Source organism: Cellulomonas sp. NTE-D12 (genome assembly GCF_027923705.1).
Taxonomy (GTDB): domain Bacteria; phylum Actinomycetota; class Actinomycetes; order Actinomycetales; family Cellulomonadaceae; genus Cellulomonas.
Genome location: NZ_AP026442.1, coordinates 23,932 through 50,154 on the forward strand (window position 1 = coordinate 23,932; position 26,223 = coordinate 50,154).

Genomic DNA, 26,223 nt, shown 5'->3' on the forward strand with positions numbered 1-26,223 from the left:
CGGGTACGCGGGCTGCCGCCGGGCCGGGCTGAGGCCGAGGTCAGGCGACGCCGAGGTAGGCCTGCTTGACGGCCGGGTCCGCCAGCAGCTCCTTGCCGGCGCCGGAGGTCACCACCTCACCGGTCTCCAGGATGTACGCGCGGTGCGAGCGGGACAGCGCCTGCTGCGCGTTCTGCTCGACGAGCAGGATCGTCGTCCCGGCCTGGTTGATCTCGGTGACGATCCGGAAGATCTGCTGGATCACCATCGGCGCCAGGCCCATGGACGGCTCGTCGAGCAGCAGCAGCCGAGGCCGGGCCATCAGCGCGCGGCCGATGGCGAGCATCTGCTGCTCACCACCGGACAGCGTGCCGCCCACCTGGTCGCGGCGCTCGTGCAGGCGCGGGAACAGCTCGTACACCCGCGCCAGCGTCTCGTCGTGCTCGGCCTTGGTGGGGAACACCCGGGCGTAGGCGCCCATCTCGAGGTTCTCCACCACGGTCATGCCGGGGAACACACCGCGTCCCTCGGGCGCCTGGACGATGCCGGCCAGCACCCGCTCGTGGGCCTTCATCCGGCTGATGTCCTTGCCGTCGAACCACACGGAGCCGCGGGACAGCTGCCGGATGCCGGAGATCGCGCGCATCGTCGTCGTCTTGCCCGCGCCGTTGGCGCCGATCAGGGTGACCAGCTCGCCCTCGTCGACCGTCAGCGAGATGCCGCGCACGGCCTCGATCCGGCCGTAGGAGACCGTGAGGTCCTTCAGCTCAAGCAGTGGCATCGTCGGGAACCCCCAGGTAGGCAGCGATCACGGCCGGGTCGGCGGACACGTCCGCGGGCAGGCCGTCGGCGATCTTGCGGCCGAACTCCAGCACCACCACGCGGTCGGTCACGCCCATCACCAGGCGCATGTCGTGCTCGATCAGCAGCACGGTGTAGCCGTCGTCGCGGATCTTGCGGATCAGGTCCATCAGCTGCTGCTTCTCCGCCGGGTTGAAGCCGGCGGCCGGCTCGTCCAGGCAGAGCAGCTTGGGCTCGGTGGCCAGGGCCCGGGCGATCTCCAGGCGGCGCTGGTCGCCGTAGGGCAGGTTCCGCGCCTGCTGCGTGGCGCGCTTGCCGATGCCGACGAACTCCAGCAGCGCCATGCCGCGCTCCAGCGCGTCGCGCTCCTCGGCCCGGTGTCGCTTGGACCGGAACACCGCCCCGGGCACCGAGGTGCGGTGCCGGGCGTCGGTGCCGACGATCACGTTCTCCAGCGCCGTCATGTCGGAGAACAGCCGGATGTTCTGGAACGTGCGGGCGATGCCGAGCCGCGTGATCTGGTTCCGCTTGATCGCGCCGATCGGCCGGCCGTCGAAGACGACCTGACCCGAGGTGGGCCGGTAGACGCCCGTCATGGTGTTGAAGCAGGTCGTCTTGCCGGCGCCGTTGGGGCCGATCAGGCCGAGGATCTCGCCGCGCCTGATCTCGAACGTCACGGCGTCGAGCGCCGTCAGGCCGCCGAACCGCACGGTGACGGCGTCCATCTGGAGCAGGGAGCCGCCGACCTCGGTGCGGATGGTGCGGTCCGGCGCCACCAGCTCGGCGACCAGCTCGGGGTTGGCCAGGTCGGGGTTGACCTCGGCGACATCGACCGGCACCTCGTCGATCACACCACCGTCGGGCAGGAACTCCTCGGCGACCGAGTCCTCGGTGACGTACCGGGACTCGGTGCCGCGGTGCTGCTCGGAGTGCTCGGACCCGGCCTCCGGCATCTGCGGGTTGATGCTCATCGGGCCTCCCCCACGGTCTCCTCGGTTCGGTGCGTCAGCGCGGTGGCCGCCCGCCGCGCCGCGGCGTACACGTCACGGCCGTAGGTCAGCAGCTTCTGCCGGGCGGGGAACAGGCCTTGTGGTCGGAAGATCATCAGCACCATCAGGGCGACGCCGAAGAACAGGTACTTGTAGTTGGCGATCTCGTTGCCGTTGATCGGGATGCCGAACAGGTTGGTCCGCCCGATGAAGAAGTTGGGCAGGTAGACGACGATGAACGCGCCGAGGATCACGCCGAGCTTGTTGCCCTGACCGCCGAGCACCACGGCGCACAGGAAGAGCATCGAGTTGATCACGTTGAACGTGGTCGGCACGACGAACTGGACCTGGCCGGCGTACAGGGCACCGGACAGGCCGCCGATCGAGGCGCCGATCAAGAACGCCCACAGCTTGAACTTGAACGTGGGGACGCCCATGATCTCGGCCGCGTCCTCGTCCTCGCGGATCGCGACCCAGGCGCGGCCCACGCGCGACCGCTCCAGGTTCCCGACGAGCACCAGCACCACGACGATCAGCACCAGGGAGAGCCAGAACCACGCCGTGCCGGAGTTCAGCGGGTGGCTGGTGTTCCCGGCCGAGAACACGCCGGTGGGGTGGGTGCTGCTGGTGCCGACCACGGGGTAGGCGATCCGGGACAGGCCGCGACCGCCGCCGGTGATGTCGGACAGGTTGTCCGCGAGCAGCCGGACGATCTCGCCGAAACCGAGGGTGACGATCGCCAGGTAGTCGCCGCGCAGGCGCAACGTCGGCGTGCCGAGGATCAGGCCGGAGATGGCGGTCAGGGCGACGGCGACCGGCAGTGCGGCGAGCCACGCCCAGTGCGGGTCGAGCCAGTGCACCCGCCACGGGCTGTCCGGGCTGGTGATCAGGCCGACGGTGTAGGCGCCGATCGCGTAGAAGCCGACGTAGCCCAGGTCCAGCAGACCGGCCTGGCCGACGACGACGTTGAGCCCGATGGCCAGCAGCGCGTACATGCCGAACTGGGCGAGCACCCCGCCGAAGTCGGTGCCGACGGTGGTGAGCACCGGCGGGCGGAGCACGGGCAGCAGGGCGATCAGCACGATCGCCGGGATGCCGACCAGCCACTGGGTCTGCCGCGGCAGGGTGTCCCACCACAGCCGGATGCGGTCGCCGACACCGAGATGCGGCGCGGCCACGGTGGCGGTCGAGCTGTCGGTGCTCATGCGCGGGCCCTCCCCAACGACTCACCCAGGATGCCGGTCGGCCGGAACATGAGCACCAGGATGAGCAGCACGAACGCGACGACGTCGCGCCACTCGGTGCCGAACAGGGCCTGCCCGTACAGCTCCATGACGCCCAACAGCAGGCCGCCGAGCAGCGCGCCGCGCAGGTTGCCGATCCCGCCGAGCACCGCGGCGGCGAACGCCTTGATGCCGAGGATGAACCCGCCGGAGTAGAGGATGCCGCTGGGCACCCGGAGCGTGTACAGCAGGCCGGCGGCACCGGCCAGGATGCCGCCGACCAGGAACGTCAGCATGATCACGCGCTCGCGCGACACACCCATCAGCGTGGCGGTGACCGGGTCCTGCGCGACGGCGCGGATGCCGCGGCCGAACTTGGTGGCGTTGATGAACCGGTCGGTGGCGAAGGCCAGCGCGAGGGCGGAGGCGACGATCACCAGCTCGACGTTGTTCACCGTCGCGTTGCCGAAGTGGAACTGGGCGGTCGCCTGGACCAGCCGGATCGGCTGCTGCGCGTTCACGCCGCCGAGGTTGCCGCCCGTCAGCTTGGGCAGCACGAAGTGCACGAACTCCTGCAGCACGAAGGAGGCGCCGATCGCGGTGATGAGGAAGACGAGGGCCGGGGCGCCACGGCGCCGCAACGGCCGGTAGGCCACCCGTTCGAGCCCCACCGCGGCACCGCCGGCGACCGCCATGCCGCCGACCATCGCGACGAGCAGGTACAGGATCGTCATCAGCGTGCCCTGCTGGTAGGCGTCCCCGCTGGGACTGAAGCCGAGCAGCATCAGCGTCGCGTACTGGCCGAACATGCCGAACATGAAGATCTCGGAGTGCGCGAAGTTGATCAGGCGCAGCACCCCGTAGACCAGCGTGTAACCGACCGCGACCAGGGCGTAGATGGACCCGTAGGTCAGGCCGTCGACCGTCAGGGCCCAGAAGTTGCGGCCGAGGGCGCCGATGTCGAAGGCGCTGACCATGCTTCCGGCGAGGACGTGCCCGCCGGCGAGCAGGAGGACGCTCATGTTGCTCCTAACGAGAACCGCCACGGCACGCGGCCATGACGGGGCGAGCGGGACTGACGACGACGGCCGGGCCCTGGTGGGCCCGGCCGTCGTCCGGGGTCACTTCACCTGGTAGACCCAGGTGCTGGCCGAGGCCAGCTCACCCGTCGAGTCCCACTTGTAGTTCTTGGCCAGCCCGGCGCCGTCGTACGACGAGACGAACTTGACCAGGTCGCCGCGGGCGGTGATGCCCTTGTCGATGCCCTTCAGCATGATCGTGCCGAGGTCGTACGCCTCGACCGAGTAGACGCCGGGGGCGACGGAGAACATCGCCTTGTAGTCTGCCGCGAACTTGTCCGGGGCCGGGCCGCACGGGCAGGTGAGGTAGGCGCCCTTGGACGCGTTGCCTGCCTGCTTGACGAACTCGGGGTCGTTGGTGCCGTCGCCGGAGGCGAACGCCGCGGTCACACCGCCCTGACGCAGCTGGGACACCAGGGGCGCCGCCTCGGCGTAGTAGCCGCCGTAGTACACGGCGTCGGGCGATGCGTCCTTCACCAGCTGCACCGCGGCCGAGAAGTCCTTGTCACCCGTCTTCACCTTGGCGTTGCAGGAGGAGACGGCGACGGAGCCGAGCGTCTTCGCGACGACGGTGGCCAGGCCGATGCCGTAGTCGGAGTCGTCCTGGATCACGCAGACCTTCTTGTAGCCCAGCGTGTCCTTCATGTAGCTGGCGATCGCGCCGCCCTGGGAGTTGTCGTTGCCCAGGCCACGGAAGAAGTTGTTCCAGCCGTTGGTGGTCAGGCTCGGGTTGGTGGCCGAGGCCGTGAGGGACAGCAGGCCCGCCTGGTTGAAGATGGTGCCGGTCGCCTTCGTCTCACCCGAGAACGCGGGGCCGAGCAGCCCGATCACCGTGCTGTCCGAGACGATCTGCGGCGCTACCTGGGTGGCCTTCTGCTGGTCACCCTCGGTGTCGAACTGCTTAACGGTGACCTGGCAGCCGGCGTTCGCCTTGTTGTGCTGGTCGACCGCGAGCTTCAGCCCGTTGAGGATGTTGGTGCCGAGGGCCGCGTTGGGACCGGTGAGGGCACCGGCCATCGCGATCGAGATGTTGCTGCAGGTCGCCTTGCCGTCGCCGGCCGGGTCGGCAGCGGCGCCGCTGCCCGAGGCGGACACCTTCTTGCCGGTCGCGTCCACCTGCACGAGCGGCTGGATGGACAGGCTGCTGGAGGCGGAGCTGCCGCCGGTTGCGCCTGAGGTGCTGCCCCCGCCGCCGCCGCCCGTGCTCTTCGAGGAACAGCCGGCCAGCACGAGGCCGGCGGTCATGACGAGCGCCACGCCCGCGAGCCGCGGTGTCGATCTGCGCATGTGTGCTACCTCCTGGTTGGTCGAGGCACGGCCTCCGTCCCGACCCCTGAGCGTCGGGTTGGCACGCAAGGTAGGCCCGTTGCGTTTCCGTGGAGTTTCCACTTCACACGCAAACGGATCACGAGTCGAGATCCGGAGGGCCACGATGCGATCACGCCCTCGACTCGGGTGACGACGATGGTAGGGGTCAACCGGCCGGGATGCGATGCCTGTTACCGACGCGTCACATCGGACCGCTGCGGCGTCACGGGTGCGTCGGTGCTGGGGACCGGGCTGGGGACGAACCGGACAGCCCGCGTCGGCAGGTGTCCGCAGGCTGTCCACGGTGTGAATCCGAGACCAATTCGTGATGATGGGGATGCGCTCCACAGCCCGTGCACAGCGCTGTCGCAGGTCGCTGACGTGCCGGAAGACGTTCCGGACGGTTGTCCACAAGGCTGTCCACCAACTGTGCACAGCCGCGCCGCCGTGGCTCCACAGGGGGTGTGGACGGCGGTCGTTGAGCGGTGCGGCGGCGGCCGCCTACTCTCGCCCTGGCCCCTCGTGGACGGGCCGTGCGTGCGGTCGCAGGGGGCGGTGTCCGTGAGGATGTCGGTGGCGTCCGGTAGAACACACGTTCGAGAGTGCAGGACGGCGAGCGGGGTGGAGGACCGGTGACCATCGAGGACCTGGAGTACGGCGTGCCGTCCGCGCGGTCGCACGGCGACTCCGGCGACCGGCGGTACGACCCGGCAGACCGGCTCCCGCCCCAGGACCTGGACGCGGAGCGGTCCGTGCTCGGCGGCATGATGATCAGCAAGGACGCGATCGCCGACGTCATCGAGCAGCTGCGCGGCACCGACTTCTACCGGCCCGCCCACGAGATCGTGTACGAGGCGATCCTCGACCTGTACGGCCGCGGCGAGCCGGCCGACGCGGTCACGGTCGCCGACGAGCTGACCAAGCGCGGTGAGATCGGCCGCATCGGCGGTGCGCCGTACCTGCACACGCTGATCGCCACCGTCCCGACCGCCGCGAACGCCGGCTACTACGCGCGCATCGTCCGCGAGCGGGCCATCCTGCGGCGTCTGGTCGAGGCGGGCACCCGGATCACGCAGCTCGGCTACGCCACCGACGGCGGCGACGTCGACGAGCTGGTGAACTCCGCCCAGGCCGAGGTGTACGCGGTCACCGAGAGGCGGGCCAGCGAGGACTTCCTGCCGCTGTCGCAGATCATCGGCGGCACCGTCGACGAGATCGAGGCGGCCGGTCACCGTGGCGAGGGCATGCAGGGGGTGCCGACCGGGTTCGCCGACCTGGACCGGCTGACCAACGGCCTGCACGCCGGTCAGATGATCGTGATCGCCGCTCGGCCGGCCATCGGGAAGGCGCTGGCGCTCGACACCGCGCTCCCGACACCCACCGGGTGGATGACGATGGGCGACGTGCAGGTCGGCGACCTCCTGCTCTCCGCCGACGGCACACCCACCCGGGTGGTGGCCGCCACGGACGTGATGACCGGCCGCCCCTGCTACCGCGTCACCTTCGACGACGGCTCGACGATCGTCGCGGACGCGTGGCACCAGTGGGCGACGCGCACTCGCGCGGACCGGCGCCGCAGCGACCGGGGCCGGCTGGGAATCCGGACGACGGAGGAGCTCGCGGCGACGTTGCGGTGCGCCACCGTGGACCAGCGTGCCAACCACAGCGTCGACACGGCGGCGCCGCTCGACCTGCCGGAGGCCGAGCTCCTCGTCGACCCGTACGTCCTCGGCGTGTGGCTGGGGGACGGCAGCGCGGACGGCGCGCGCTTCGTGTCGGCCGACCCCGAGATCGCGATGGAGATCGAGTCGCGCGGGTACGTGGCCCCCGCGACGGTGTGGTCGCGGGGGCCGGCGGGTACCCGCGGCTACGGGATCGCGCTGCCTCCCGCTGAGCCGTTCGCGGAGCGGGAGTGCGAGGTCTGCGGCGCGCCGGACGTCGAGTGGCGGCTCCGGACCCTCGGCGTGCTGGGGTCGAAGCACATCCCGGCGCAGTACCTGCGTGCCAGCGAGCGGCAGCGCCGCGATCTGCTCGCCGGTCTGCTGGACACGGACGGAACCGTCAACCCGACGGGCAGCGTGCAGCTGACGTTCACGGACGAGCGACTGGCAACCGACGCCCGGGAGCTCGTCCACACGCTGGGCTACCGCAGCGGACTGTCCACGCGGCGGGTGGCAGGGAGCCGCGAGTCCCGCTCCACGGCGTACACGATCACCTTCACCACCGACGACGACGTGTTCCTTCTCGAGCGGAAGCGGCTGGTGCACAAGGACCGGCGGCGGCCCTCCACCCCGCGCCTGAGGCAGCGGATGGTCGTCGCGGTCGACCGGGTCGACTCCGTGCCGGTCCGGTGCGTCGAGGTCGAGCACGCCGATCACCTGTACCTCGCGGGACCGGCGATGATCCCGACGCACAACTCGACCCTCGGGATCGACATCGCCCGGTCGGCCTCGATCAAGCACAACATGGCGTCCGTCGTGTTCTCGCTCGAGATGAGCCGCAACGAGATCACCATGCGACTGCTGTCCGCCGAGGCGCGGGTGCACCTGCAGAAGATGCGCACCGGTCAGATGGGCGAGGACGACTGGGCCAAGGTCGCGCAGACCATGGGCAAGATCTCCGAGGCGCCCCTGTTCATCGACGACTCCCCCAACATGTCGCTGATGGAGATCCGCGCCAAGTGCCGTCGGCTCAAGCAGCGCCACGACCTCAAGCTGGTGATCATCGACTACCTGCAGCTGATGAGCTCCGGCAAGCGCGTCGAGTCCCGCCAGCAGGAGGTGTCCGAGTTCTCGCGTGCGCTGAAGCTGCTCGCCAAGGAGCTCGAGGTGCCGGTGATCGCCATCTCGCAGCTGAACCGTGGTCCGGAACAGAGGACCGACAAGAAGCCGCAGATGAGCGACCTGCGTGAGTCGGGCTGCCTGACGGAGGACACCCGGATCCTGCGAGCGGACACCGGCGCGGAGACGACCTTGGGCGAGCTCTACGCGCTCGGTGCCCGTGACGTTCCCGTCTGGGCCTTGGACGACCGCCTTCAGTACGTCCGGCGCCACCTGACCCACGTGTTCCCGACCGGCGTCAAGCCTGTGTTCCGGCTCACCCTCGCCTCCGGCAAGCGAGTCACGGCCACGGCGAACCATCCCTTCCTCACCTACGAGGGGTGGACGCCGCTCGAGGAGCTGAGCGTCGGGTCGAGGCTGGGCGTGCCGCGGCACGTGCCCGGTCCGGAGCGCACCGCGCACTGGGACGACCGCAAGGTGGTGATGCTGGCGCACCTCCTCGGAGACGGGTCGTTCGTGCGACGCCAGCCCATCCGGTACGCGTCGATCGACGAGGCGAACCTCGCTGCCGTCAGCGATGCCGCTGCAGCCTTCGGCATCACGCCGCTCCGTGACGACTACGCGGCGGCGCGCGTGACGACCCTGCGGCTGCCCGCTCCCTACCGGCTCGCTCGCGGGAAGCGGAACCCGATCGCGGAATGGCTCGACGACTTCGGATTGTTCGGCGCCCGGAGCCACGAGAAGTTCGTGCCGACCGAGGTCTTCCACCTGCCGAAGCAGCAGATCGCGCTGTTCCTCCGGCACATCTGGGCGACGGATGGGTCCGTCACCGTGAACGCCACCGGCCGCGGTGGCCGGATCTGCTACGCGTCGACGTCTCGTCGGCTCGCGGAACAGCTCGCGGTGCTCCTGCTGCGGTTCGGCATCTCGACTCGGTTGCGGACCGTCCGTAAGGCGGGTTACCGCGACGGCTACACGCTCGACATCTCCGGGGTCGACGACCAGCGGCGGTTCTTGCAGGAGATCGGTGTGCACGGCGCCCGCGGAGTGCAGGCGCAGCGACTGCTCGAGATCGTTCGAGAGCTGTCCGGCAACCCGAACGTCGACACGGTGCCCCGTGAGGTGTGGGACGACGTGCGCGACATCCTGGTCGAGCGCGGCATGACGCACCGCGAGTTCGCCGCGGCGATGGGCACCCAGTTCTGCGGCTCGACCCTGTGGAAGCACGCTCCGTCCAGGGCGCGGCTGGGACGGGTGGCCGAGGTGCTGCAGTCGGAGGACCTCGAGATCCTCGCCGTGAACGACCTGCTGTGGGACCAGGTGGTGGCGATCGAGCCGCTCGGCGAGCAGCAGGTCTTCGACGCCACGGTGGTCGGTACCCACAACTTCGTCGCGAACGGCATCGCGGTCCACAACAGCATCGAGCAGGACGCGGACATGGTGATCCTGCTGCACCGCGAGGACGCCTATGAGAAGGAATCACCTCGTGCAGGTGAGGCGGACCTGATCGTGGCCAAGCACCGAAACGGTCCGACGGACACCATCACGGTGGCGTTCCAGGGGCACTACTCGCGCTTCGTCGACATGCAGATGTAGGTGCGGCGGCGGTCGCGATGTCGCCAGGCTCACAACCGGGTGGGGCGCATCAGCCCACGCGCGCTCAGTCCGCGCGGGCGATCACCTCGGCGATGGACCGGGGCGGGATGCCGGATCCCGGGACGATCATGCTGCGCGGTGCGCGCCAGACCGCGTACTCGTGGACGTACTTGCCGGCGACGACAGCGGGGTCACGATCGCCGAGCTCGCGTGCCCGGTCGAGCGAGCACACGAAGATGCTCACGCCGTGCAGCCCGTCCGGGCCGGATGCCGGGCCCGCGGCGATCAGGTCCCCGGACGCCCACAGGTCGGCGATGTGCGCCAGGTGGGCGTCCTGCAGCTCGTTCTCGCCCTCCTCGGTCAGGAGCGGTGGGTTCGGACCCGCGAGGAGCCGGGCAACCACGAACGTGTCGAACTGCATGGGTCCTCCTCGGCCGCACGAGTTCACGGAAGCTGCGGCGGTGATGGGCCATGGCGCCGTATCGACGGCACCGGAGCGAGGTCCCGCCCGGAGCGTGAACCGAGTCTACGAACGCCGGACTGTGAGGCTCCTGCTCGAGTTGACCGTGGGTGAACGGCACCGCACCCTGGGGCACGTGGAGGGTCCGGTGGGACGTCGCGGTCAGACGGCGGCCGTGCCCCGCGTGCCGGTTGGTCGGCTCAGCGTGCCGGTTGGTCGGCTCAGCGCACCCGTCGGGCGGCTCGGCGCACTTGCACCACCGGGTGCGAGGGTCCCCGTCCAGGCTGCGGCGCTGTGAACCCCGGCCCGCTGACCACCGCGTCGGCGCTCGGCTCGTGGCAGGTCGACGCGCCGGCGCTCGTCCTGGTCGTGCTGGCCGGCGCTGGGTACCTCGTCGGCGTCCGGGCCGTCCGACGTGCGGGGACGGAGTGGTCGCCGCTGCGCTCGGCCGCCTTCCTGGCCGGCCTGGTGCTGGTGGTCGCCTCGACCTGCTGGTTCGTGGGCGTGTACGCGCACCTGCTGTTCTGGGTGTTCACGCTGCAGGTCTGCTTGCTGCTGCTCGTCGCGCCCCTGCTGCTCGGCGTCGGTGCCCCGGTCGCGCTGGTCGCCGCCGTCCGCGGGCGCGGGCGCGGTGCGCCGCTCGACGGCGACGAAGCGCGGGAGTCGCGGCGGCCGCTGCTGCTGCGCGTGCTCGGTGCGCCGGGCGTCGGTCCGCTGCTGCTGATCGTGGTCACGGTGCTGGTGTTCTTCACGCCGCTGCTGGGTGCTGCTCTGCGGCATCCGCCCGTCTTCCACTCCGTCCACCTGCTCCTGCTGGCCGCGGGCCTGGTGCTGGCGCTCCCCGTGACGGACGAGGGGATGACGCTCAGCTCCCTCGGTTACGCGGCGCTGATCGGCCTGGGCTTCCTCGAGTTCCTCCTCGACGCCATCCCGGGCATCGCGCTCCGGCTGCACGGCAGCCTGCTGGCCCCCGAGTACTGGTCGGTGCTGCACCGCGGCTGGGGTCCGGCGCCGTTGGACGACCAGCACCTGGCCGGCGGCATGCTGTGGTTCTTCGGCGAGGCGGGCGACCTGCCGTTCCTGGTGATCGCGATGATCGCCTGGATCCGGGCCGACGCGCGCGAGGCGGAGCGCATCGACCGCGCCCTCGACCTGGTGTCGGCCGAGCCGACCTCGGCCGCCACCGGCGCACCCACCACCGCCATCCCGGCCGGCGAGGGCGACGCTCCGGTCGCCGCGACGGCCCCGCCGCTCGACCGGCCCTGGTGGGAGACCGATGCCGGCGTCTTCGGCGAGGAGCGCGCCAGACGGTACGGCTGGACGACCCGCGAGGGGCAGGGCGGTGCTCAGGGTCCGTCCTGACACCGTGCGGGATGACGCCGACATGCCGGCACCGTGCGGCTGCCGTCCGCGGGGTTCGGTCGCCCGTTCCGGGCCGTGACCCGTGAGTGACGTGGCAGGCTCGTCGCGGGTCAGGGGGACCGCGAGGGGGCGATGGTGATGGCGGAGTCGGGTCGCACGGCTGGACGGGCTCGTGAGGTCCGGTCGGGTCGTCGGACGGGGACGACGGTGGCGGCCGTGCTGGCCGTCGTCGGGCTCGGCATCGTCGGGCTCGCCGGGTGCTCGCCGCACCGCCCGACCCCGAAGGCGGAGGCCGACGCGCTCGCCGCCGCGTTGACGTCCGGCGGCTTCTCGCACGTCGCGCTCGCGGCGGGCGCGCCGGACGCCGCCGCGCTGACCGCGGCACGGACCGCCGCGTTCGCCGGCCTCGACGGCGCCACCCCCACCGTGTCGGTCGCGTCGGTCTCCGTCGACCCGAAGGAGAGCACGAAGGCGACGGCGGGGCTGCACTGGGAGTGGGACCTGGGCACCGCGAAGCCGTGGACGTACGACGTGACGACGCAGCTGGACCTGGTCGAGGCCGGCGGGACGCAGGCCTGGAAGGCGCACTGGCGCACCTCCCTGCTCGCGCCCGACCTGGCCGACGGCGAGGTGCTCACCGAGCAGCGGGTGGCGGCCCAGCGCGGCACGGTGCTCGCGGGCAACGGCGACCCGATCATCACGCCACGGCCGGTGTGGCGGGTCGGCATCGACAAGACCCACGTGGACGCCTCGGGCCAGGACGCCGCCGCCCGAGCGCTGGCCACGGCCCTCGGCATGGACCCCGCGGCGTACGCGGCGCAGGTGGCGGCGGTCGGCCCCAAGGCGTTCGTCGAGGCGATCACCGTGCGGCAGGGCGACGCGACGTACGACATCGGCGCGCTGCGCAAGCTCGCCGGCGTCAACACCGTGAACGACTCCCTGCCGCTGGCGCCGACCCGCCTGTTCGCGCGGCCGATCCTCGGGCAGGTCGGTCAGGCGACCAAGGAGATCGTGGACGGGTCGCACGGCGCGATCGTCGCCGGCGACCTCGCAGGCCTCTCGGGGCTCGAGCGGCAGTACGACGAGCAGCTGCGCGGCAGGCCGGGGCTGACCGTGCTGGCCACGGCCGGTGCGGTGAAGCGACAGCTGTTCCACACCGACGCCGTGGCCGGGGTCCCGCTAGGGACCACGCTCGACGTGCGGCTGCAGACGACGGCGGAGCAGATCCTCGCGCCGGTGCAGGGCAATGCCGCGCTCGTCGTCATCCGGCCCTCGACCGGCGAGATCCTGGCCGCGGCCAGCGGACCCAACGGCGACGGGACGTCGACCGCGACCGTCGGTCAGTACGCGCCGGGGTCGACGTTCAAGGTGGCCGGCGCCCTGGGGCTGCTGCGGGCGGGCCTGACCCCGGACAGCACCATGCCGTGCCCCGGCAAGGCCGTGGTCGACGGGTACACCTTCAACAACGTGCCGGACTACCCCGCGTCGGCCCTCGGTGACATCCCGCTGCGCACCGCCTTCGCGCACTCGTGCAACACCGCCTTCGTCGGCCAGGCCGGGACCGTCGACGCGAACGCCCTGCTCGCGGCGGCACGCTCCCTGGGCCTGGACCCGGCCCCGTCGCTCGGGTTCCCTGCGTTCCTCGCCTCCGTGCCGACGGACTCGACCGGGACGGACCACGCGGCGTCGATGATCGGGCAGGGTCGGGTGCTCGCCTCTCCGCTCGGCATGGCGACGGTCGCGGCGTCCGTCGCGGCCGGCCACACGGTGACGCCGGTGCTGGTCAAGGCCTCGGCGGGGACTGCGACGGCGGGCGCGGCCCCGGCCGGGTCGGCGTCAGGTGCGACGAGCCCTACGGCCGCGGCGTCGTCGTCGGGCGCCACGGGCGCAGCGGCGCCCAGCCCGTCCTCGTCGGCCACCGAGCCGGCGACCCCCGCCAAGCCCCTGACCCCGGAGGAGGCGACCACGTTGCGCACCCTGATGCGCGGCGTGGTCACCGACGGGACGGCGACGATGCTGCGCGACGTGCCGGCACCCGAGGTGGACGCCAAGACCGGCACCGCGCAGTTCCAGGGCCCGCAGGGCCTGGCGAACCACGCCTGGATGATCGCGATCCACGGGGACCTCGCCGTCGCGGCCTTCGTCGAGACGGGTGACCTCGGGGCGACGACCGCCGGGCCGCTGGTGCACCAGCTGCTGCTCGCGGCTGGCTGACCGCTCGGCGTCGAGAACCACCTCTGACCAGGCGTTCCACACCCGTCGTCGCCCGTCCCCGCCGGTCGTCGTCGACCTCGTGACCGCGTCCGACGGCAGCCTCCGGCAGGGCTAGCGTGAGAGACGGCTCCCGCACATCGGTGTGCGAGAGGCGTCCCGACAGGAGTGCATGATGCGCGCAGTCGTCGTCTCGGCCGTTGACAGCTACTCGTTGGCCGAGCTGCCCGACCCGGTGCTGCAGGACTCGACCGATGTGATCGTCCGCGTCCGGGCGACCACGGTGTGCGGAAGTGACGCGCACCTGATCGCCGGCCACATGGGGCCGATCCCGCCCGAGGGGTTCCCACTCGGCCACGAGCTGGTCGGCGAGGTGGTGGAGGTCGGGGCGGCGGTCCGGAACGTGGCGCCCGGTGACCGGGTGGCCGCGCCGGCGGCGCCGTGGTGCGGGACGTGTGCCGCGTGCCGCGCCGGGCAGATCCAGCGGTGCCTGCGCGGCGGCATCTTCGGTGCGGGTCCGGCGTTCGGCGGCCTGGGTGGTGCGCAGGCGGAGCTGGTGCGGGTGCCGTGGGCGGACAGCTGCCTGTCGCGCGTGCCCGACGGTGTGACCGACGCACAGGCTCTGACGGTCGGGGACATCCTGTCGACCGGGTGGACCGCGGTGAAGCAGGCGGTCAGCGCGCCCGGGCAGACGCTGGTGGTGTTCGGTGCAGGGCCGGTGGGCCTGTCCGCCGTGCACACCGCGCGGCTGCACGGCGTGCGGCAGGTGATCGCGGTGGACAGCATCGCCGAGCGGCTCGAGCTCGCGCGGGCCATGGGCGCCGACCACGTGGTGGACCCGACAGCGGTGGACGTCGCCACTGCCGTGGCCGACCTGACGGCGGGCCGCGGTGCCGAGGCCATCGTCGACGCCGTCGGGGTGCCGGCGACTATCGGCGCGTGGTTCGACGTCGCCGGCCTCGGCGCACACGTCGGCATGGTGGGCATCCCGGCGGGGCCCGTGCCGCTCGCGCTCGGCGCGCTGCAGATGAAGAACGTGTCGCTGTGGACCGGTCTGGGCGACCTGGGCCACATGGACATGCTGCTGGCGATGATCGAGGCCGGCCGGCTCGACCCGAGCCCGATGTTCACCGACACCGTGCCGTTCGACGCGATCGAGGCGGCGATCGCCGACTTCGTCGCGCGCAAGCCCGGCCTGGTCAAGCAGCTGGTCACCGTGCCCTGACCTGCGGCTGAGCTGCGAGCGGGCGGTCGCGTCGCGCGGCCGCCCGCTCCGGCGCCGCGGCGGCTACGGGCGGTTGTAGCTGCAGCTCGAGAGGGGCAGCCGCAAGGCGCTGCGCAACCGTGAGCTGGCGAGCGCCCTCGCGTCGTTCAGCGTCCGGTCCTGCGCCTGGTTCGCCGACAGGTATCCGGGGTTCTGCGAGGCCGTCTGGACGAAGGCGTCGTACTGCTCGATCGCCGTGATCAGCCCGTCCGCGGCCGGCCGCTGGGACGCGGAGAACGGGATCGTCTTGAGGGCCGCGAGGAACTTCTCGTCACCCTGCAGCTGCAGCACCATCTGGTCGGGCCGCACCTTGAAGTCCTGGGACCTGATCGTGTTGCTCATCGCGGACCAGTCAGGGTAGGACGCGTTGACCGCGCGGACGTACGCCGTGGCGGCGGCGGAGGCGCCGAACGGCGCACGCTCCGAGCCGCAGGCGGCGTGCTGCTGCCGGACGACGGGCAGCGCGATGGCGCCCATGACGACGATGAAGACGAGCACGCCGAGCCCGACGAGCCACGGCAGCGCGCGCGAGGACCGGCGGGGAGGCGGGGAGAGGTACGGCCGGTAGGGCTGCGCGTAGCCCTGCGGGTACGGCTGCTGGTACGGCGAACCGTAGGGCGGGTAGCCGGGCTGCGCCGGCGGCTGGTAGGGCTGCTGGGCCGGCGGCTGGTACGGCGAGCCGTACGGCTGCTGCGCCGGCTGGCCGTAGGGCTGGGCGCTCGGCGGCGCGTACGGCTGCGAGCTCGGCGGCGTGAACGGCTGGGGGCTGGGTGGCGTGAACGGCGGCGGGGCCGGCTGGCCGTAGGGCTGCTGGTCAGGGGGCTGGGGCTCGTACGGCCACGTCACGGCGTCACGGTAGGACGGTGACTGCCGCAAGGGGACGCGTTCGGCTGTGCAGGCCCCGTCGCGGGGCCTGATTTCATCCGGCAGTGGCGGGCGCCAGGTCCAGACGGAAGTACGCGCTGTGCGGATCGGGCCGGTAGTCGCCGAACGGTCCGCACGGGACGAACCCGGCTCGCGTGTACAGGCGATGGGCCGGTGCGAAGAAGTCGTGCGTGCCCGTCTCGAGGTGCACGGTTCGGTAGCCGCGGGCGGTCGCCTCCGCCAGGGCGGTGTCGAGCAGGACGGTGCCGATGCCGCGACCGCGGGCCGCCGGGGCGGTCCGCATCGACTTCAGCTCGCCGCCGTGCGGGTGCAGCTCCTTGAGTGCGACGGTGCCGAGCAGCGTCCCGTCCGACGTGCGGGCGGTCCAGAACGTCAGCGCCGGCGCCGTCAGCGCCGACGGGTCGAGGGCGTGCACCGACTCGGCCGGCGAGGTGGCGTGCATGTCGTCCAGATGGTCCTGCAGGAGGGCGACGACGTCGGGGCGCAGCGGGTCGTCCATCGAGACGGTCACGGAAGTCGGCTGCGCGGTCGGCTCGGCGGCGGTCCGGTCGTCGTGCTGGGCGAGATCCATCCGACCATCCTGCAGGGCACCCGTGGTCCATCCGCAACCGGGCAGACGGCTGACCGAACGGGCCGGTCTGGTCCGGGCGAGCGGGCCGGTCCGGGCGTCGTCCGACCCGGCGAGACGGGTCCGGCTCGCGCTCAGCCGCGCTGCCGGCCCTCGAGGAACCCGCGCGCCAGCACGTGCCCGTCCAGGTGCGGCACCAGGTGCCGGACGGCGGTGGCGTGCGAGTCACCCGCCGCACGCTGGCCCTGCGCCCGGACGGTGGCGGCCGTCAGCAGCTCGTCGGGCACGGCCGTGCCCAGGGCGAACAGGTGGAAGCCGTACCGGTGGTCGCCGTGACCGGGCAGCGGCCGCGGACCGTGGTAGCCGGTGCGGCCCCGCCGGTCCGGCAGCCAGCGGATGCCCGGCCGGTCCGGCACCAGCTCGCCCTCGGCCACTCCGGTCAGATCGGCAGGGAGCAGGGCGGCGAGGTGGATCCCCGGCTCGGCGAAGGGGACGTCGACGTCCTCCATCACCAGCAGCAGCTCCGCGGTGCCCGCCGGGACCGGCGCCCAGCGCAGCTCCGGCGAGAGGTTGGCTCCACGTCCGAGGCCGGAGTGTCGGCGGTCGATCACCCCGCCGTGCGGGAACGCCGGGCTGGTCAGCTCGATCGTCGTCGGGCTGGCGAGCTCCGGGGCGTGGCGCAGGCTGCGGGTGGGTCCGGGGCGGCGGCCGCGCAGGGCGACGCCGAGAGGCCAGAGCCAGACGTCGCGATGGGGCACAGGGTCCTCCGGTGGGGGGCGGGGCTGGTGGGCAGGCTGTGGGCGGCTGTCGGGTGGAGCCCTCAGGAGTCGGCGATGCGTTCCAGCACCTCGGCGGCGCGGGCGAGCACCGCGCGCTCGTCGTCGGTCAGCTCGGCGAGGCGGGCGTTCAGCCAGCCGACCCGCTGGGCGCGGACCTCGCTGGCGAGCCGATCGCCATCGGCGGTCAGGGAGAACAGGACGCGCCGGCCGTCGTGCGGGTCGCGCCCCCGGACCGCGAGGCCGCCCGCCGTGAGGCGGTTCACCGTCTGGCTCATGGAACCGGGCGTGACGTGCGCCCGGCCGCTGAGCTCGGACAGGGAGAGCGGACCGGCCTTGAGCAGCTGCGTCAGCGCGAACACCGCCGCGTCGCCGATCTCGCCGTGCGCGCGTTCGGAGCGGAACCGGCTGTAGAGGTGGGCGACCGCGGCGCGCACGCGCCCGCTGAGCTCGGGGATCGCCGGGGTGGACGGCTCAGTCGCTCGGTGTTGCACAGTCGCTTAGTATACCGAAACAGATGCTGAGTACTACGAAACACCGGCGCTCGCGGCAGTGCCACCCGCGGAGCTCCTCGGAGGTGCGATGACCAGGACGGACGAGCCCCCCACCGTGGTGGAGCGGCCGCCGAACCCGTTCGGCTGGCGGTTCAGCCTGCCGCTGCTGCTCGGCTCGACCCTGAACCCGATCAACAGCTCGATGATCGCCGTCGGCCTCGTCTCGATCGCCGCCGACTTCCGCACCGGCCCGGCCGCGACGGCGTCGCTGGTCTCGGTGCTCTACCTGTGCAGCGCCGTGATGCAGCCGACCATGGGCAAGCTGTCCACCCTGTTCGGCCCCCGGCGGGTGTTCCAGGCCGGGGTCGCGGTGCTGCTGATCGGCGGGGTCGTCGGCGGCCTGGCCCCGAACCTGGGCGTGCTGCTCCTCTCGCGCGCGCTGATCGGCGTCGGCACGTCGGCGTGCTACCCGACGGCGATGGCGCTGGTCCGCCGCCGCGCGAGGACGACGGGTGCCGGGGTGCCCAGCCGGGTGCTCGGCAGCTTCTCGATCGCGGCGCAGATCACCGTGGTGATCGGCCTGCCGCTCGGCGGTGTGCTGGCCGGCTCGTTCGGGTGGCGGGCGCTGTTCTGGGTCAACGTGCCGCTCGCGGCGCTGGTGATCGCGTTCGCGGCGGTGGCGGTCGAGCGGGACGAGCAGCTGCCGCGACGCGGTACGGCGGCGACCGTGGCGGCGCTGGACCTGCCCGGCATCGCGCTGTTCGCCGGCACGGTGGTGGCGCTGCTCGTCTTCCTCGGCGACCTCGCCCGGCCGCGGTGGTGGCTGCTCGCCGTGGCCGTCGTGCTCGGCGTGCTGCTCGTCGTCCGCGAGCGCCGCACCGCCACCCCGCTGCTCGACGTGGTGCTGCTCGGCCGCGACCGGCCGCTGCAGCGGACCTACGGCCGGGCGCTGCTCGCCGGGCTCGGCATGTACACGGCGCTGTACGGCGCCAGCCAGTGGCTCGAGGCCGCCGGCGGGTACTCCCCGGCGCAGGTGGGGCTGATCATGCTGCCGCTCTCGCTCGCCAGCATCGGCGCCGCACGGTTGGTATCCACCCGCGGCTGGGTGCGCGCCCCGCTGGTGGTCGGCGCCGTGGTGCTGATCGCCGGCGGGACGGTGATGCAGGTGGTGCACGGGCGCTCGCCGATCGTCCTGCTGGTTGCCATGTCGGTGCTGTTCGGCCTGTCCAGCGGCTTCAGCAACGTGTCGAACCAGACGGCGCTGTACGTCCAGACGGCCGACGCCGACATCGCCACCGCGTCGGGCCTGTCCCGCACGTTCGCCTACGTCGGCGCCATCTTCAGCTCCAGCCTGATCGGGCTGACCTTCGGTCCCCGGGTGTCCGACCACGGGTTCCACCTGCTCGGCTGGGCGGTGGTGGGCATCGGCACCGCATCGCTCCTGCTCACCGGCCTGGACCGGGCGATCCCCGGCCGGGTCGCGGTGCGCCGGCCCACCGCCTGACCGGCGGTTGTCCCGGTCCGTCGACCCCGACAGACTTGCCGTACCGGGCCCGCACGGACCCGGTGGGCGGCCCGCCGCGAGCGGGTGCGGACGAGGGACGACGACGATGGCACGCAGCAGCAAGCCCAAGCGGGTCGGCATCCTCACCGCCGGTGGCGACAGCCCCGGCCTCAACGCGGCGATCCGCGGGTTCGGCAAGACCGCCATCGGCCACTACGGCATGGAGCTGATCGGGTTCCGCGACGGCATCACCGGCCTGGTGGAGAACCACTGGGTGGACCTGGACGCCCATGCGCTGTCCGGCATCCTCACCGTCGGCGGCACCATCCTGGGCACCAGCCGCGACAAGGTGCACCGCATGGTGGTGGACGGCGAGACGCGGGACATGGTGCCGACCGTCGTGGAGAACTACGCGGCGCTGGGCCTCGACGCCCTGATCATGCTGGGCGGCGGAGGCACGGCGAAGAACGCGATGCGCCTGGTCGACGCGGGGCTCAACGTGCTGCACCTGCCGAAGACCATCGACAACGACATCGCCTGCACCGACACCTCGTTCGGGTTCGCCACCGCGATGGAGATCGCCACGGACGCCCTGGACCGGGTGCACAGCACGGCCCACAGCCACCACCGGATCATCCTCACGGAGATCATGGGGCACCGGGCCGGCTGGCTGACCCTCGGTGCCGGACTGGCGGGCGGCGCCGACGTGATCCTCATCCCCGAGATCCCGTACACGGTCGACGCGATCGCGCAGACGATCAAGACGAGGACGGCACGCGGCTCCAACTTCTCGGTGGTGGCCGTCGCGGAGGGTGCTCGGGACGTCGACGACACCGCCGACTACCAGGCGGCGCTGCTGCTGGCGCGGTCCGCCAAGACCGGCGAGGCGCAGCGCGCCGCCCAGGCCCATCTGGCCCACGTCGAGGACGCGCAGCGCGAGCACACCTTCCGGCTGGCCCGCGAGCTGGAGGCCGCCACCGGCCTGGAGTCGCGCGTGACGATCCTCGGCTACGTGCAGCGTGGCGGCACGCCGTGCGCCGCGGACCGCCTGCTGGCCACCCGGCTGGGGGCGGCCGCAGCCGACCTGGTCGCCAACGGGGAGTTCGGCGTGATGGTGGCCGCACGCGGCGAGGGGACCGAGGCGGTGCCGCTCTCCGAGGTGGCCGGCAAGGTCAAGCTGGTGCCGACGGACCACGCGTGGATCGCCGCGGCGCGGCAGGTGGGGACGGGGCTGGGGGACTGACTGGGGGACTGACTGGGGACTGACGCCGGTCACGGCACTCCCCTCGGACCCGGCGGAGTTGTCCCGGCAACATCCGCAGGACCTGCACATCTGCTGCCCTACGGTGGTCGGTGGCGCTGTCTCCAGGGGCCTCCGGTGGGGGCCGGTGCAGGTTCCGGCCCCGGGGTGAGACGGCGTGCCCCGCGCCTCGGTCCTGAGGTGCTCCCGAGCACGTGAGGCCCCGCCACCGTGACCATCGTCGAGACGTTCGTACCGATCCGTGCCGTGCAGCGGCGCGCCCCCGCCGCCGGCACGTGGATCGAGCGACCGTGGTTCCTCTGGGCCTGGATGGCCCTGTGGTCGGCGGTGCACGCGGGTGCCGCCCTCGTCTCGTGGCACTACGTGATGACGGGAGCGAGCCTGCTGCGGTCGTCCGCGCGGGACGGCGGCCTGCACCTGTACGCGGCGCACCCCGAGCTGCAGATGGGTCCGGTGACCTTCCTGGTGGTCTCGCCGTTCCGGGCCGTGCCGGAGGTGCTGACCGGTGCGGTGGTCGCGCTGCTGATCGCCGCGACCGGGCCCGCGCTGCTGCTGGTGCTGCCCCGCCTGGTGGACGCGCCGGTCAGCAACCGGCAGCGCGCGCTCGCGGGGGTGGTGCTGCTGCCGGTGTGGGCCGAGCTCGGCGTGCACTACGTGCACCTCGACGACGCGCTCGCGCTGGTGCTGCTGGTCGCGGCGATGCTGGCCGTCACGCGTCAGCGACCGGTGGTGGCGGCCCTGCTGCTGGCGGCGTCGGCGGACGCCAAGCCCTGGGCCGTCGCCTTCGTCCCGCTGCTGCTCGCGCTGCCGCGGGAACGGTGGGCCCGCGCGCTCGGCACGTGGGCCGGCGGCCTGGCCGTCGCGTGGCTGCCGTTCCTGCTGGCCGACCCCGGGACGGTGCACGCCGGTCGGTTCGCCATCCCCAACGACGCGTCGTCGTCGCTGCGCGCGCTCGGCATCACCGCGTCCGGGACGCCGATGTGGGACCGACCCGTGCAGGTGCTGCTCGGCGTGGCGCTGGCCGTGGTCGCCGTGCGCCGCGGCCGGTGGCTGGCGGTGCCGGCCGTGGTGCTCAGCGTCCGGATGCTGCTGGACCCGGCGACGTACCCGTACTACGGCGCCGGTCTGGTGCTGGCCACGGTGCTGGTGGACCTCGGCGTGCGGCGGACCCGCTGGCCCTGGCTGAGCACGGTCGTGGTGGCCGGCACGTACGTGGTGCGGCACCTGGGACCGCTGACGCCGACGGACCCGCAGCTCGGCGTGCTGCGGGCGGTGGTCACGGTGGCGGTGCTGGCAGTGGCGCTCGGACCGGATCCGGTGGCGGTGGTTCGTCGGCTGGTCGCAGCGGTGCAGACCCGGCGGCTGATCGCCGTCGTCCGTCGTCGGCCTCAGCCCGCCGAAGCCCCCCGCATCTCCACCCCGATCTGCTCGGCGTCGAGCACCCGCAGCGCCTGGTCCAGGGACTGGGAGGAGTAGGCGCCCTCGTCGCGCAGCCGCAGCAGGCGTGCCCGACGAGCCTGCAGGATCTCCAGCCGCAGGTCGCGGTACTGCGCCCGCGTCTGCTCGGAGGCCTCCAGCGCCTCGTCCTCCGGCAGGTCCGGGTCCGCCACGGTCGCCTCCTCGCGCTGCCGGGCGCGGTCCAGCATGTCGTCCGGGTAGGGGCTGCCGTCCGGGCGCCGCAGGTCGGGCTTGTCCAGCCGCGCCCGGACCGCCGCGACCAGCTCGACGTGCAGGGCCATCCGCTCGGAGGCCAGCTCCGCGTGCGGATCGCGGCTCAGGCCCAGCACCCGCACCAGCCACGGCAGCGTCCCGCCCTGCAGCAGCAGGGTGCCGCCGGCGACGACGAAGCCGATCAGCACCAGCGTCGACCGCGACGGCGTGGACGCCGGGAGCGACTGCACCGCCGCGACGGTCACGGCCCCCCGCATGCCGGCCCACACGAGCAGCACCCCCTCGCGCCACCCGAACGACTCCGCCGCCAGGTAGTCGATGTCGGAGATCAGCCGCCGTACGCGGGTCAGCCGGCTGCGCCGCGCGGCGCGCACCTGGGCCAGCTGCTCGGTGTCCATCCCGGGCGGTCGCGGCTGGGTGCGCTCGGCGGCGCGCCGGGCGGCGAGCGCGCCCTCGGCCTCCGAGAGCCGGTCGCGCACCTGCGCGCCGCGCCGCACCCGGCGGCGCTGCAGCCACAGCGAGGGGACGACGAACAGCGAGCGCACGACGAGCACCAGCGTCCCCGCCAGCACACCGACCACCAGCGCCCGCACCAGCGACCCGTGCTCGCCCCGCACGTCCCGCACCAGGCCGAACAGCTGCAGGCCCATCACCAGGAACACGGCGCTCTCGATCAGCAGCTCGAGCGTGCGCCACACCGCCTGCTCGTTCAGCCGGTCCTGCGCGCGCAGCCGCTTCGGGGCGTCGTGGCCGGTGACCAGCCCGGCGGTGACGGCCGCCACCAGGCCGGACCCGCCCAGGTGCTCGGTCGGCAGGTACGCCACGAAGGGCACCACCAGCGAGATCGCCACGTTGACGGTCGGGTGGTTGATCCGTGCCCGGACCGACAGGTTCACGCGGCCCACCAGCCACCCGATGCCGACGGCGCTGACCACGGCCCACAGGAACCGGCCGGTCACGCTCCACAGGGTGACGGTGGCGGCCGTCGCGGCGATCGCCGAGCGCAGCAGCACCAGCGCCGTGGCGTCGTTGAGCATGCTCTCGCCCTCGAGCACCGTGACCAGGCGGGGGGACACGCGGGCGCGCCGGACGATCGTGGTCGCCACCGCGTCGGTGGGGCTGATCACCGCGCCGACGGCAAGGCCGGTCGCCAGCCCGATGCCGGGCACCAGGTGGGTCAGCGCGACGCCGACCACCGCGGTGGACAGCAGCACCAGGCCGACGGACAGCTCCGAGATGGTGGTCAGGTCGCGGCGGAAGTCCATCGTCGGCATCGCGACCGCCGCGGAGTACAGCAGCGGCGGCAGCACGATGCCGAGCACCCACCGGGGGTCGACCGTGATGGCCGGCACGGCCGGCAGGAAGCTGACGGCCACGCCGACCAGCACCAGCAGCAGCGGGGCGGACACGTGCACCCGCGGCGCGAGCTCCGTCACGGCGACCACCACGAGGACGCCCAGCACCACCCAGCCGACCGGTTCCATGCGGCGAGCCTCCTCGTCGGGCGAGTGCGGGACGCGAGCCCCGGGCCGCGGGGATGCGCCGACGCGTTCCGAGTCTGCCCTGCGCGCGGCGATCCGGCCGGGGTGCGGCTGCTATACACGGCGGGATGAGCAGCGCGGGACGGACGGCCGAGGACGACGTCGTGCGGCGGCTGCGTGCCGCGGGCTGCGTGTTCGCGGAGGAGGAGGCCCGGCTGCTGCTGGCGGAGGCGCCACCGGACCGGCTGGACGCCTGGGTGGACCGCCGGGTGGCCGGCGAGCCGCTGGAGCACGTGCTGGGCTGGGTGCTGTTCGACGGGCTGCGGGTGGCCGTCGGCCCCGGCGTCTTCGTGCCGCGCCGGCGCTCGGAGCTGCTGGTGCGGCAGGCGGTGGCCGCAGTGCGGTCGCACGACGAGGGCCACCGGCCTGTCGTCGTCGAGCTGTGCTGCGGTGCCGCGGCGGTCGCCGCCGCCGTCGGCCACCGGGTCCCGGGCGTCGAGCTGCACGCCGCCGACGTCGACCCCGCCGCCGTCGCCTTCGCCCGCCGCAACCTGGCGCCGGTGGGCGGCACCGCCTGGCTGGGCGACCTCGACGAGCCGCTGCCCGAGCGCCTGCGGGGCCGCGTCGACGTGCTGGTGGCCAACGCCCCGTACGTGCCGACCGACGAGGTCGCCTTCATGCCGACCGAGGCGCGGGACCACGAGCCGCTGCGGGCGCTGGACGGTGGACCGGACGGCGTGGACGTGCAGCGGCGGGTGGTCGCCGCCGCGCCGCGGTGGCTCGCGCCGGACGGGGTGCTCGTCGTGGAGACCAGCCGCCGCCAGGCTCCGGTCACCGCCGCCGCGTTCCGCGCCGCCGGGCTGACGGCCCGGGTGGTGCGCAGCGAACGCCTGGACGGCACCGCCGTGGCGGGACGTCCGGATCGCCGACGCGGGCACCGGTAGCGCCGGGATCGGTAGCCCATGCGCGCCGCACGGGTTACCGTCGTCCGGGTCCGCGACAGGTTCGGGTGCGTATCTGACGCCGCACGGGGAGGCGATGGTGAGCGACGTGTCGAGCGAGATGCAGGCAGCGCTCCAGGCCGCCGGCATCCCCGACTCCGAGGCCGACCAGCCGCTGGCCCGTTCGACACCACCGCCGACGTTCCAGCTGGTGCGCACCTGGGTGCTCGACACCACCGCCGAGCTCCGCGCGCTGCGTGCCGAGATCCACGAGGCGGTCACCGGCCATGTCGGCGAGATCCTCACCGGCGGTGTCCCGGAACGCGTGGTGCTGGTCGCGTCGGAGCTCGCCACCAACGCGCTGCGCTACGGCATCCCGCCCACCCAGGTCTCGCTGCTGGCCGACGGCACCACCTACCTGCTGGACGTCGAGGACCGCGCGGTCGACCGGCAGCCGGTGCTGGCGGCCGCGCGGCAGCACGGCGAGGGCGGGTTCGGTCTCTACCTGGCACGCCGCCTGGCGCTGCAGGTCGGCTGGTACGCGGACGGCACCAGCAAGCACGTGTGGGCGACGTTCCTGGCTGACGAGGTCTAGCCGGCCGACGGGGTCTGGCCGGGGACGACCACCGCCCAGAGCCGGTCCCAGCCGCCGAGCACGGTGCGGCCCGCGACCAGCTCGGCGCTCGGTACCTGCACCACGTCGCCCGATCCCGGCTCGTACACCGCCAGCACCGGCCCCTCCGCACCGACGGCGAGGGTGACGTGCCGAGGGGTCGCACCGTCGCCGACGAACAGCGCCGCCACCCGTCCGCCGGCCACAGCCGCGGCGACCGCCTCGGCGGCGGCGCGCCGCGAGCCCTCGTCGTCGGGGTCCACCAGCCGGGTCCGGAACCGCGCCACGGGCCCGGCGCCCCCGTCGGCCGGCACTCCGCCACCCCGCACCCCGGCCCAGATCCGCGTCAGCTCGGTCGCCACCGCCCACGGCGGTGTGCCGAGCGCTCGCGGCCACGGCACCTGCCACCGACCGCCGGGCAGCACCGGCGCCGTGGTGCGCGCGTGCACCACCCGCTCGGCTGCCGCGAACCGCTCGCCCAGGTCCGCGGCGGCGTGCTGACCGGTCCGGGCGTCGAACCCCTCGAGCAGCCACAGGGCGTAGACAGGGTCGGCCAGCGCGCGGGCCGTCACCAGGCACGCAGAGCCGCACGTCGTGCCGCTGCGCTGCCGCAGCTGCCGGGACAGGGGGTCGAGCAGGGCGGACAGCTGCTCGGGCGGCGTCGTGCGGAGGTGGTCCTCGAGCCGGTGCAGCGTCGACTCGCGGTGACCGGCGGCCGCCGCCGCGAGCAGCACCGCCCCCTGGTCCGCCGACGGCAGCGGCGAGCGTGGCGCCGTCGGACCGCCGCCCGGCCGCTGCGCCCGAGCGGCGCACGCCCACGCGACCCTGCCGAGCGCCGCCCACTCCACCCGAGGCACGCTACCGGCGGCCCCGCAGGCGCGCCGCAGCACCCCGGCCGGTCTGCCGCGGCGCACACCGCCGTCCGGACCCAGGCTCCCGGCACACGCGCCGCACATCGGACCGCCGGAGCCGCGCCC

The 26,223-nt window shown here is 73.1% G+C and carries 21 protein-coding genes; 9 read left to right on the forward strand and 12 right to left on the reverse strand.

All coding sequences use genetic code 11. The features are described from left to right. Positions 1–40: 40 nt before the first annotated feature. From QMF98_RS00105 to QMF98_RS00125, 5 genes are all read right to left on the reverse strand, one after another. A complete protein-coding gene (locus QMF98_RS00105) occupies positions 41–760 on the reverse strand; it encodes an ABC transporter ATP-binding protein (protein WP_337974085.1) in 720 nt (239 codons plus the stop codon). Then, complete coding sequence (locus tag QMF98_RS00110; RefSeq protein ID WP_337974086.1) at positions 747–1,751, reverse strand: ABC transporter ATP-binding protein; 1,005 nt, start codon at positions 1,749–1,751, stop codon at positions 747–749. Before QMF98_RS00110 ends, QMF98_RS00105 begins: the two co-directional genes overlap by 14 nt. Continuing rightward, positions 1,748–2,974, reverse strand: a complete 1,227-nt coding sequence (locus QMF98_RS00115; protein WP_337974087.1) for a branched-chain amino acid ABC transporter permease — start codon at positions 2,972–2,974, stop codon at positions 1,748–1,750. Before QMF98_RS00115 ends, QMF98_RS00110 begins: the two co-directional genes overlap by 4 nt. Further along, positions 2,971–4,014, reverse strand: a complete 1,044-nt coding sequence (locus QMF98_RS00120) for a branched-chain amino acid ABC transporter permease (RefSeq protein ID WP_337974088.1) — start codon at positions 4,012–4,014, stop codon at positions 2,971–2,973. Before QMF98_RS00120 ends, QMF98_RS00115 begins: the two co-directional genes overlap by 4 nt. Positions 4,015–4,113: 99 nt before the next feature. Next, positions 4,114–5,358: a branched-chain amino acid ABC transporter substrate-binding protein gene (locus tag QMF98_RS00125; RefSeq protein WP_337974089.1), complete on the reverse strand. Its 1,245-nt coding sequence runs from the start codon at positions 5,356–5,358 to the stop codon at positions 4,114–4,116. Between the two features lie 653 nt (positions 5,359–6,011). On the opposite strand from QMF98_RS00125, the gene QMF98_RS00130 reads away from it, so the two are divergent. Beyond that, on the forward strand, positions 6,012–9,755 hold the full coding sequence (locus QMF98_RS00130) for a replicative DNA helicase (RefSeq protein ID WP_490715631.1): 3,744 nt from the start codon (positions 6,012–6,014) through the stop codon (positions 9,753–9,755). A 64-nt stretch (positions 9,756–9,819) separates the two neighbouring features. Here the strand turns inward: QMF98_RS00130 and QMF98_RS00135 are convergent, their stop codons facing one another. Further along, positions 9,820–10,176: a YciI family protein gene (locus QMF98_RS00135; RefSeq protein WP_263731877.1), complete on the reverse strand. Its 357-nt coding sequence runs from the start codon at positions 10,174–10,176 to the stop codon at positions 9,820–9,822. A 333-nt stretch (positions 10,177–10,509) separates the two neighbouring features. On the opposite strand from QMF98_RS00135, the gene QMF98_RS00140 reads away from it, so the two are divergent. The 3 genes from QMF98_RS00140 to QMF98_RS00150 all read left to right on the forward strand — a co-directional run bounded on the left by QMF98_RS00140 (position 10,510) and on the right by QMF98_RS00150 (position 15,013). Beyond that, positions 10,510–11,577: a cytochrome c oxidase assembly protein gene (locus QMF98_RS00140; RefSeq protein WP_337974090.1), complete on the forward strand. Its 1,068-nt coding sequence runs from the start codon at positions 10,510–10,512 to the stop codon at positions 11,575–11,577. Positions 11,578–11,793: 216 nt separating this feature from the next. Then, the gene (locus tag QMF98_RS00145) at positions 11,794–13,791 is read left to right on the forward strand and encodes a penicillin-binding transpeptidase domain-containing protein (protein ID WP_337974091.1); all 1,998 of its coding nucleotides are present in this window, start codon (positions 11,794–11,796) and stop codon (positions 13,789–13,791) included. Between the two features lie 172 nt (positions 13,792–13,963). Then, positions 13,964–15,013: a zinc-dependent alcohol dehydrogenase gene (locus tag QMF98_RS00150; protein ID WP_337974092.1), complete on the forward strand. Its 1,050-nt coding sequence runs from the start codon at positions 13,964–13,966 to the stop codon at positions 15,011–15,013. A gap of 63 nt (positions 15,014–15,076) precedes the next feature. Here the strand turns inward: QMF98_RS00150 and QMF98_RS00155 are convergent, their stop codons facing one another. The 4 genes from QMF98_RS00155 to QMF98_RS00170 form a co-directional block, all read right to left on the reverse strand. Beyond that, positions 15,077–15,898: a hypothetical protein gene (locus QMF98_RS00155; RefSeq protein WP_337974093.1), complete on the reverse strand. Its 822-nt coding sequence runs from the start codon at positions 15,896–15,898 to the stop codon at positions 15,077–15,079. 73 nt (positions 15,899–15,971) lie between these two features. After that, complete coding sequence (locus QMF98_RS00160; RefSeq protein WP_337974094.1) at positions 15,972–16,508, reverse strand: GNAT family N-acetyltransferase; 537 nt, start codon at positions 16,506–16,508, stop codon at positions 15,972–15,974. A gap of 131 nt (positions 16,509–16,639) precedes the next feature. Beyond that, the gene (locus QMF98_RS00165; RefSeq protein WP_337974095.1) at positions 16,640–17,263 is read right to left on the reverse strand and encodes a YbhB/YbcL family Raf kinase inhibitor-like protein; all 624 of its coding nucleotides are present in this window, start codon (positions 17,261–17,263) and stop codon (positions 16,640–16,642) included. Between the two features lie 62 nt (positions 17,264–17,325). Next, positions 17,326–17,775, reverse strand: a complete 450-nt coding sequence (locus QMF98_RS00170) for a MarR family winged helix-turn-helix transcriptional regulator (protein WP_337974096.1) — start codon at positions 17,773–17,775, stop codon at positions 17,326–17,328. An 88-nt stretch (positions 17,776–17,863) separates the two neighbouring features. On the opposite strand from QMF98_RS00170, the gene QMF98_RS00175 reads away from it, so the two are divergent. From QMF98_RS00175 to QMF98_RS00185, 3 genes are all read left to right on the forward strand, one after another. Next, positions 17,864–19,279, forward strand: coding sequence for an MFS transporter (locus tag QMF98_RS00175; RefSeq protein ID WP_337974097.1), 1,416 nt, complete (start codon positions 17,864–17,866; stop codon positions 19,277–19,279). Positions 19,280–19,385: 106 nt separating this feature from the next. Next, positions 19,386–20,522: a 6-phosphofructokinase gene (locus QMF98_RS00180; RefSeq protein ID WP_337974098.1), complete on the forward strand. Its 1,137-nt coding sequence runs from the start codon at positions 19,386–19,388 to the stop codon at positions 20,520–20,522. A gap of 228 nt (positions 20,523–20,750) precedes the next feature. Continuing rightward, positions 20,751–22,016, forward strand: coding sequence for a hypothetical protein (locus QMF98_RS00185; protein ID WP_337974099.1), 1,266 nt, complete (start codon positions 20,751–20,753; stop codon positions 22,014–22,016). Here QMF98_RS00185 and QMF98_RS00190 read toward each other — a convergent pair. Further along, complete coding sequence (locus tag QMF98_RS00190) at positions 21,929–23,695, reverse strand: cation:proton antiporter (RefSeq protein ID WP_337974100.1); 1,767 nt, start codon at positions 23,693–23,695, stop codon at positions 21,929–21,931. The genes QMF98_RS00185 and QMF98_RS00190 overlap by 88 nt on opposite strands. A 125-nt stretch (positions 23,696–23,820) precedes the next feature. Here QMF98_RS00190 and QMF98_RS00195 point away from each other — a divergent pair, with 125 nt between their 5' ends. Both QMF98_RS00195 and QMF98_RS00200 read left to right on the forward strand, forming a co-directional pair. Next, positions 23,821–24,636: a putative protein N(5)-glutamine methyltransferase gene (locus QMF98_RS00195; RefSeq protein WP_337974101.1), complete on the forward strand. Its 816-nt coding sequence runs from the start codon at positions 23,821–23,823 to the stop codon at positions 24,634–24,636. 97 nt (positions 24,637–24,733) lie between these two features. Further along, positions 24,734–25,228, forward strand: a complete 495-nt coding sequence (locus QMF98_RS00200; protein WP_337974102.1) for an ATP-binding protein — start codon at positions 24,734–24,736, stop codon at positions 25,226–25,228. Here the strand turns inward: QMF98_RS00200 and QMF98_RS00205 are convergent. After that, positions 25,225–26,094, reverse strand: coding sequence for a hypothetical protein (locus QMF98_RS00205; protein WP_337974103.1), 870 nt, complete (start codon positions 26,092–26,094; stop codon positions 25,225–25,227). The genes QMF98_RS00200 and QMF98_RS00205 overlap by 4 nt on opposite strands. Positions 26,095–26,223 lie beyond the last annotated feature (129 nt).

What these genes read in the sequence shown, in the direction of transcription:
- QMF98_RS00105 (WP_337974085.1), bottom strand. Translation starts at nt 760, where the DNA reads ATGCCACTGCTTGAGCTGAAGGACCTCACGGTCTCCTACGGCCGGATC.
- QMF98_RS00110 (WP_337974086.1), bottom strand. Translation starts at nt 1,751, where the DNA reads ATGAGCATCAACCCGCAGATGCCGGAGGCCGGGTCCGAGCACTCCGAG.
- QMF98_RS00115 (WP_337974087.1), bottom strand. Translation starts at nt 2,974, where the DNA reads ATGAGCACCGACAGCTCGACCGCCACCGTGGCCGCGCCGCATCTCGGT.
- QMF98_RS00120 (WP_337974088.1), bottom strand. Translation starts at nt 4,014, where the DNA reads ATGAGCGTCCTCCTGCTCGCCGGCGGGCACGTCCTCGCCGGAAGCATG.
- QMF98_RS00125 (WP_337974089.1), bottom strand. Translation starts at nt 5,358, where the DNA reads ATGCGCAGATCGACACCGCGGCTCGCGGGCGTGGCGCTCGTCATGACC.
- QMF98_RS00135 (WP_263731877.1), bottom strand. Translation starts at nt 10,176, where the DNA reads ATGCAGTTCGACACGTTCGTGGTTGCCCGGCTCCTCGCGGGTCCGAAC.
- QMF98_RS00150 (WP_337974092.1), top strand. Translation starts at nt 13,964, where the DNA reads ATGCGCGCAGTCGTCGTCTCGGCCGTTGACAGCTACTCGTTGGCCGAG.
- QMF98_RS00160 (WP_337974094.1), bottom strand. Translation starts at nt 16,508, where the DNA reads ATGGATCTCGCCCAGCACGACGACCGGACCGCCGCCGAGCCGACCGCG.
- QMF98_RS00175 (WP_337974097.1), top strand. Translation starts at nt 17,864, where the DNA reads ATGACCAGGACGGACGAGCCCCCCACCGTGGTGGAGCGGCCGCCGAAC.
- QMF98_RS00180 (WP_337974098.1), top strand. Translation starts at nt 19,386, where the DNA reads ATGGCACGCAGCAGCAAGCCCAAGCGGGTCGGCATCCTCACCGCCGGT.
- QMF98_RS00190 (WP_337974100.1), bottom strand. Translation starts at nt 23,695, where the DNA reads ATGGAACCGGTCGGCTGGGTGGTGCTGGGCGTCCTCGTGGTGGTCGCC.
- QMF98_RS00195 (WP_337974101.1), top strand. Translation starts at nt 23,821, where the DNA reads ATGAGCAGCGCGGGACGGACGGCCGAGGACGACGTCGTGCGGCGGCTG.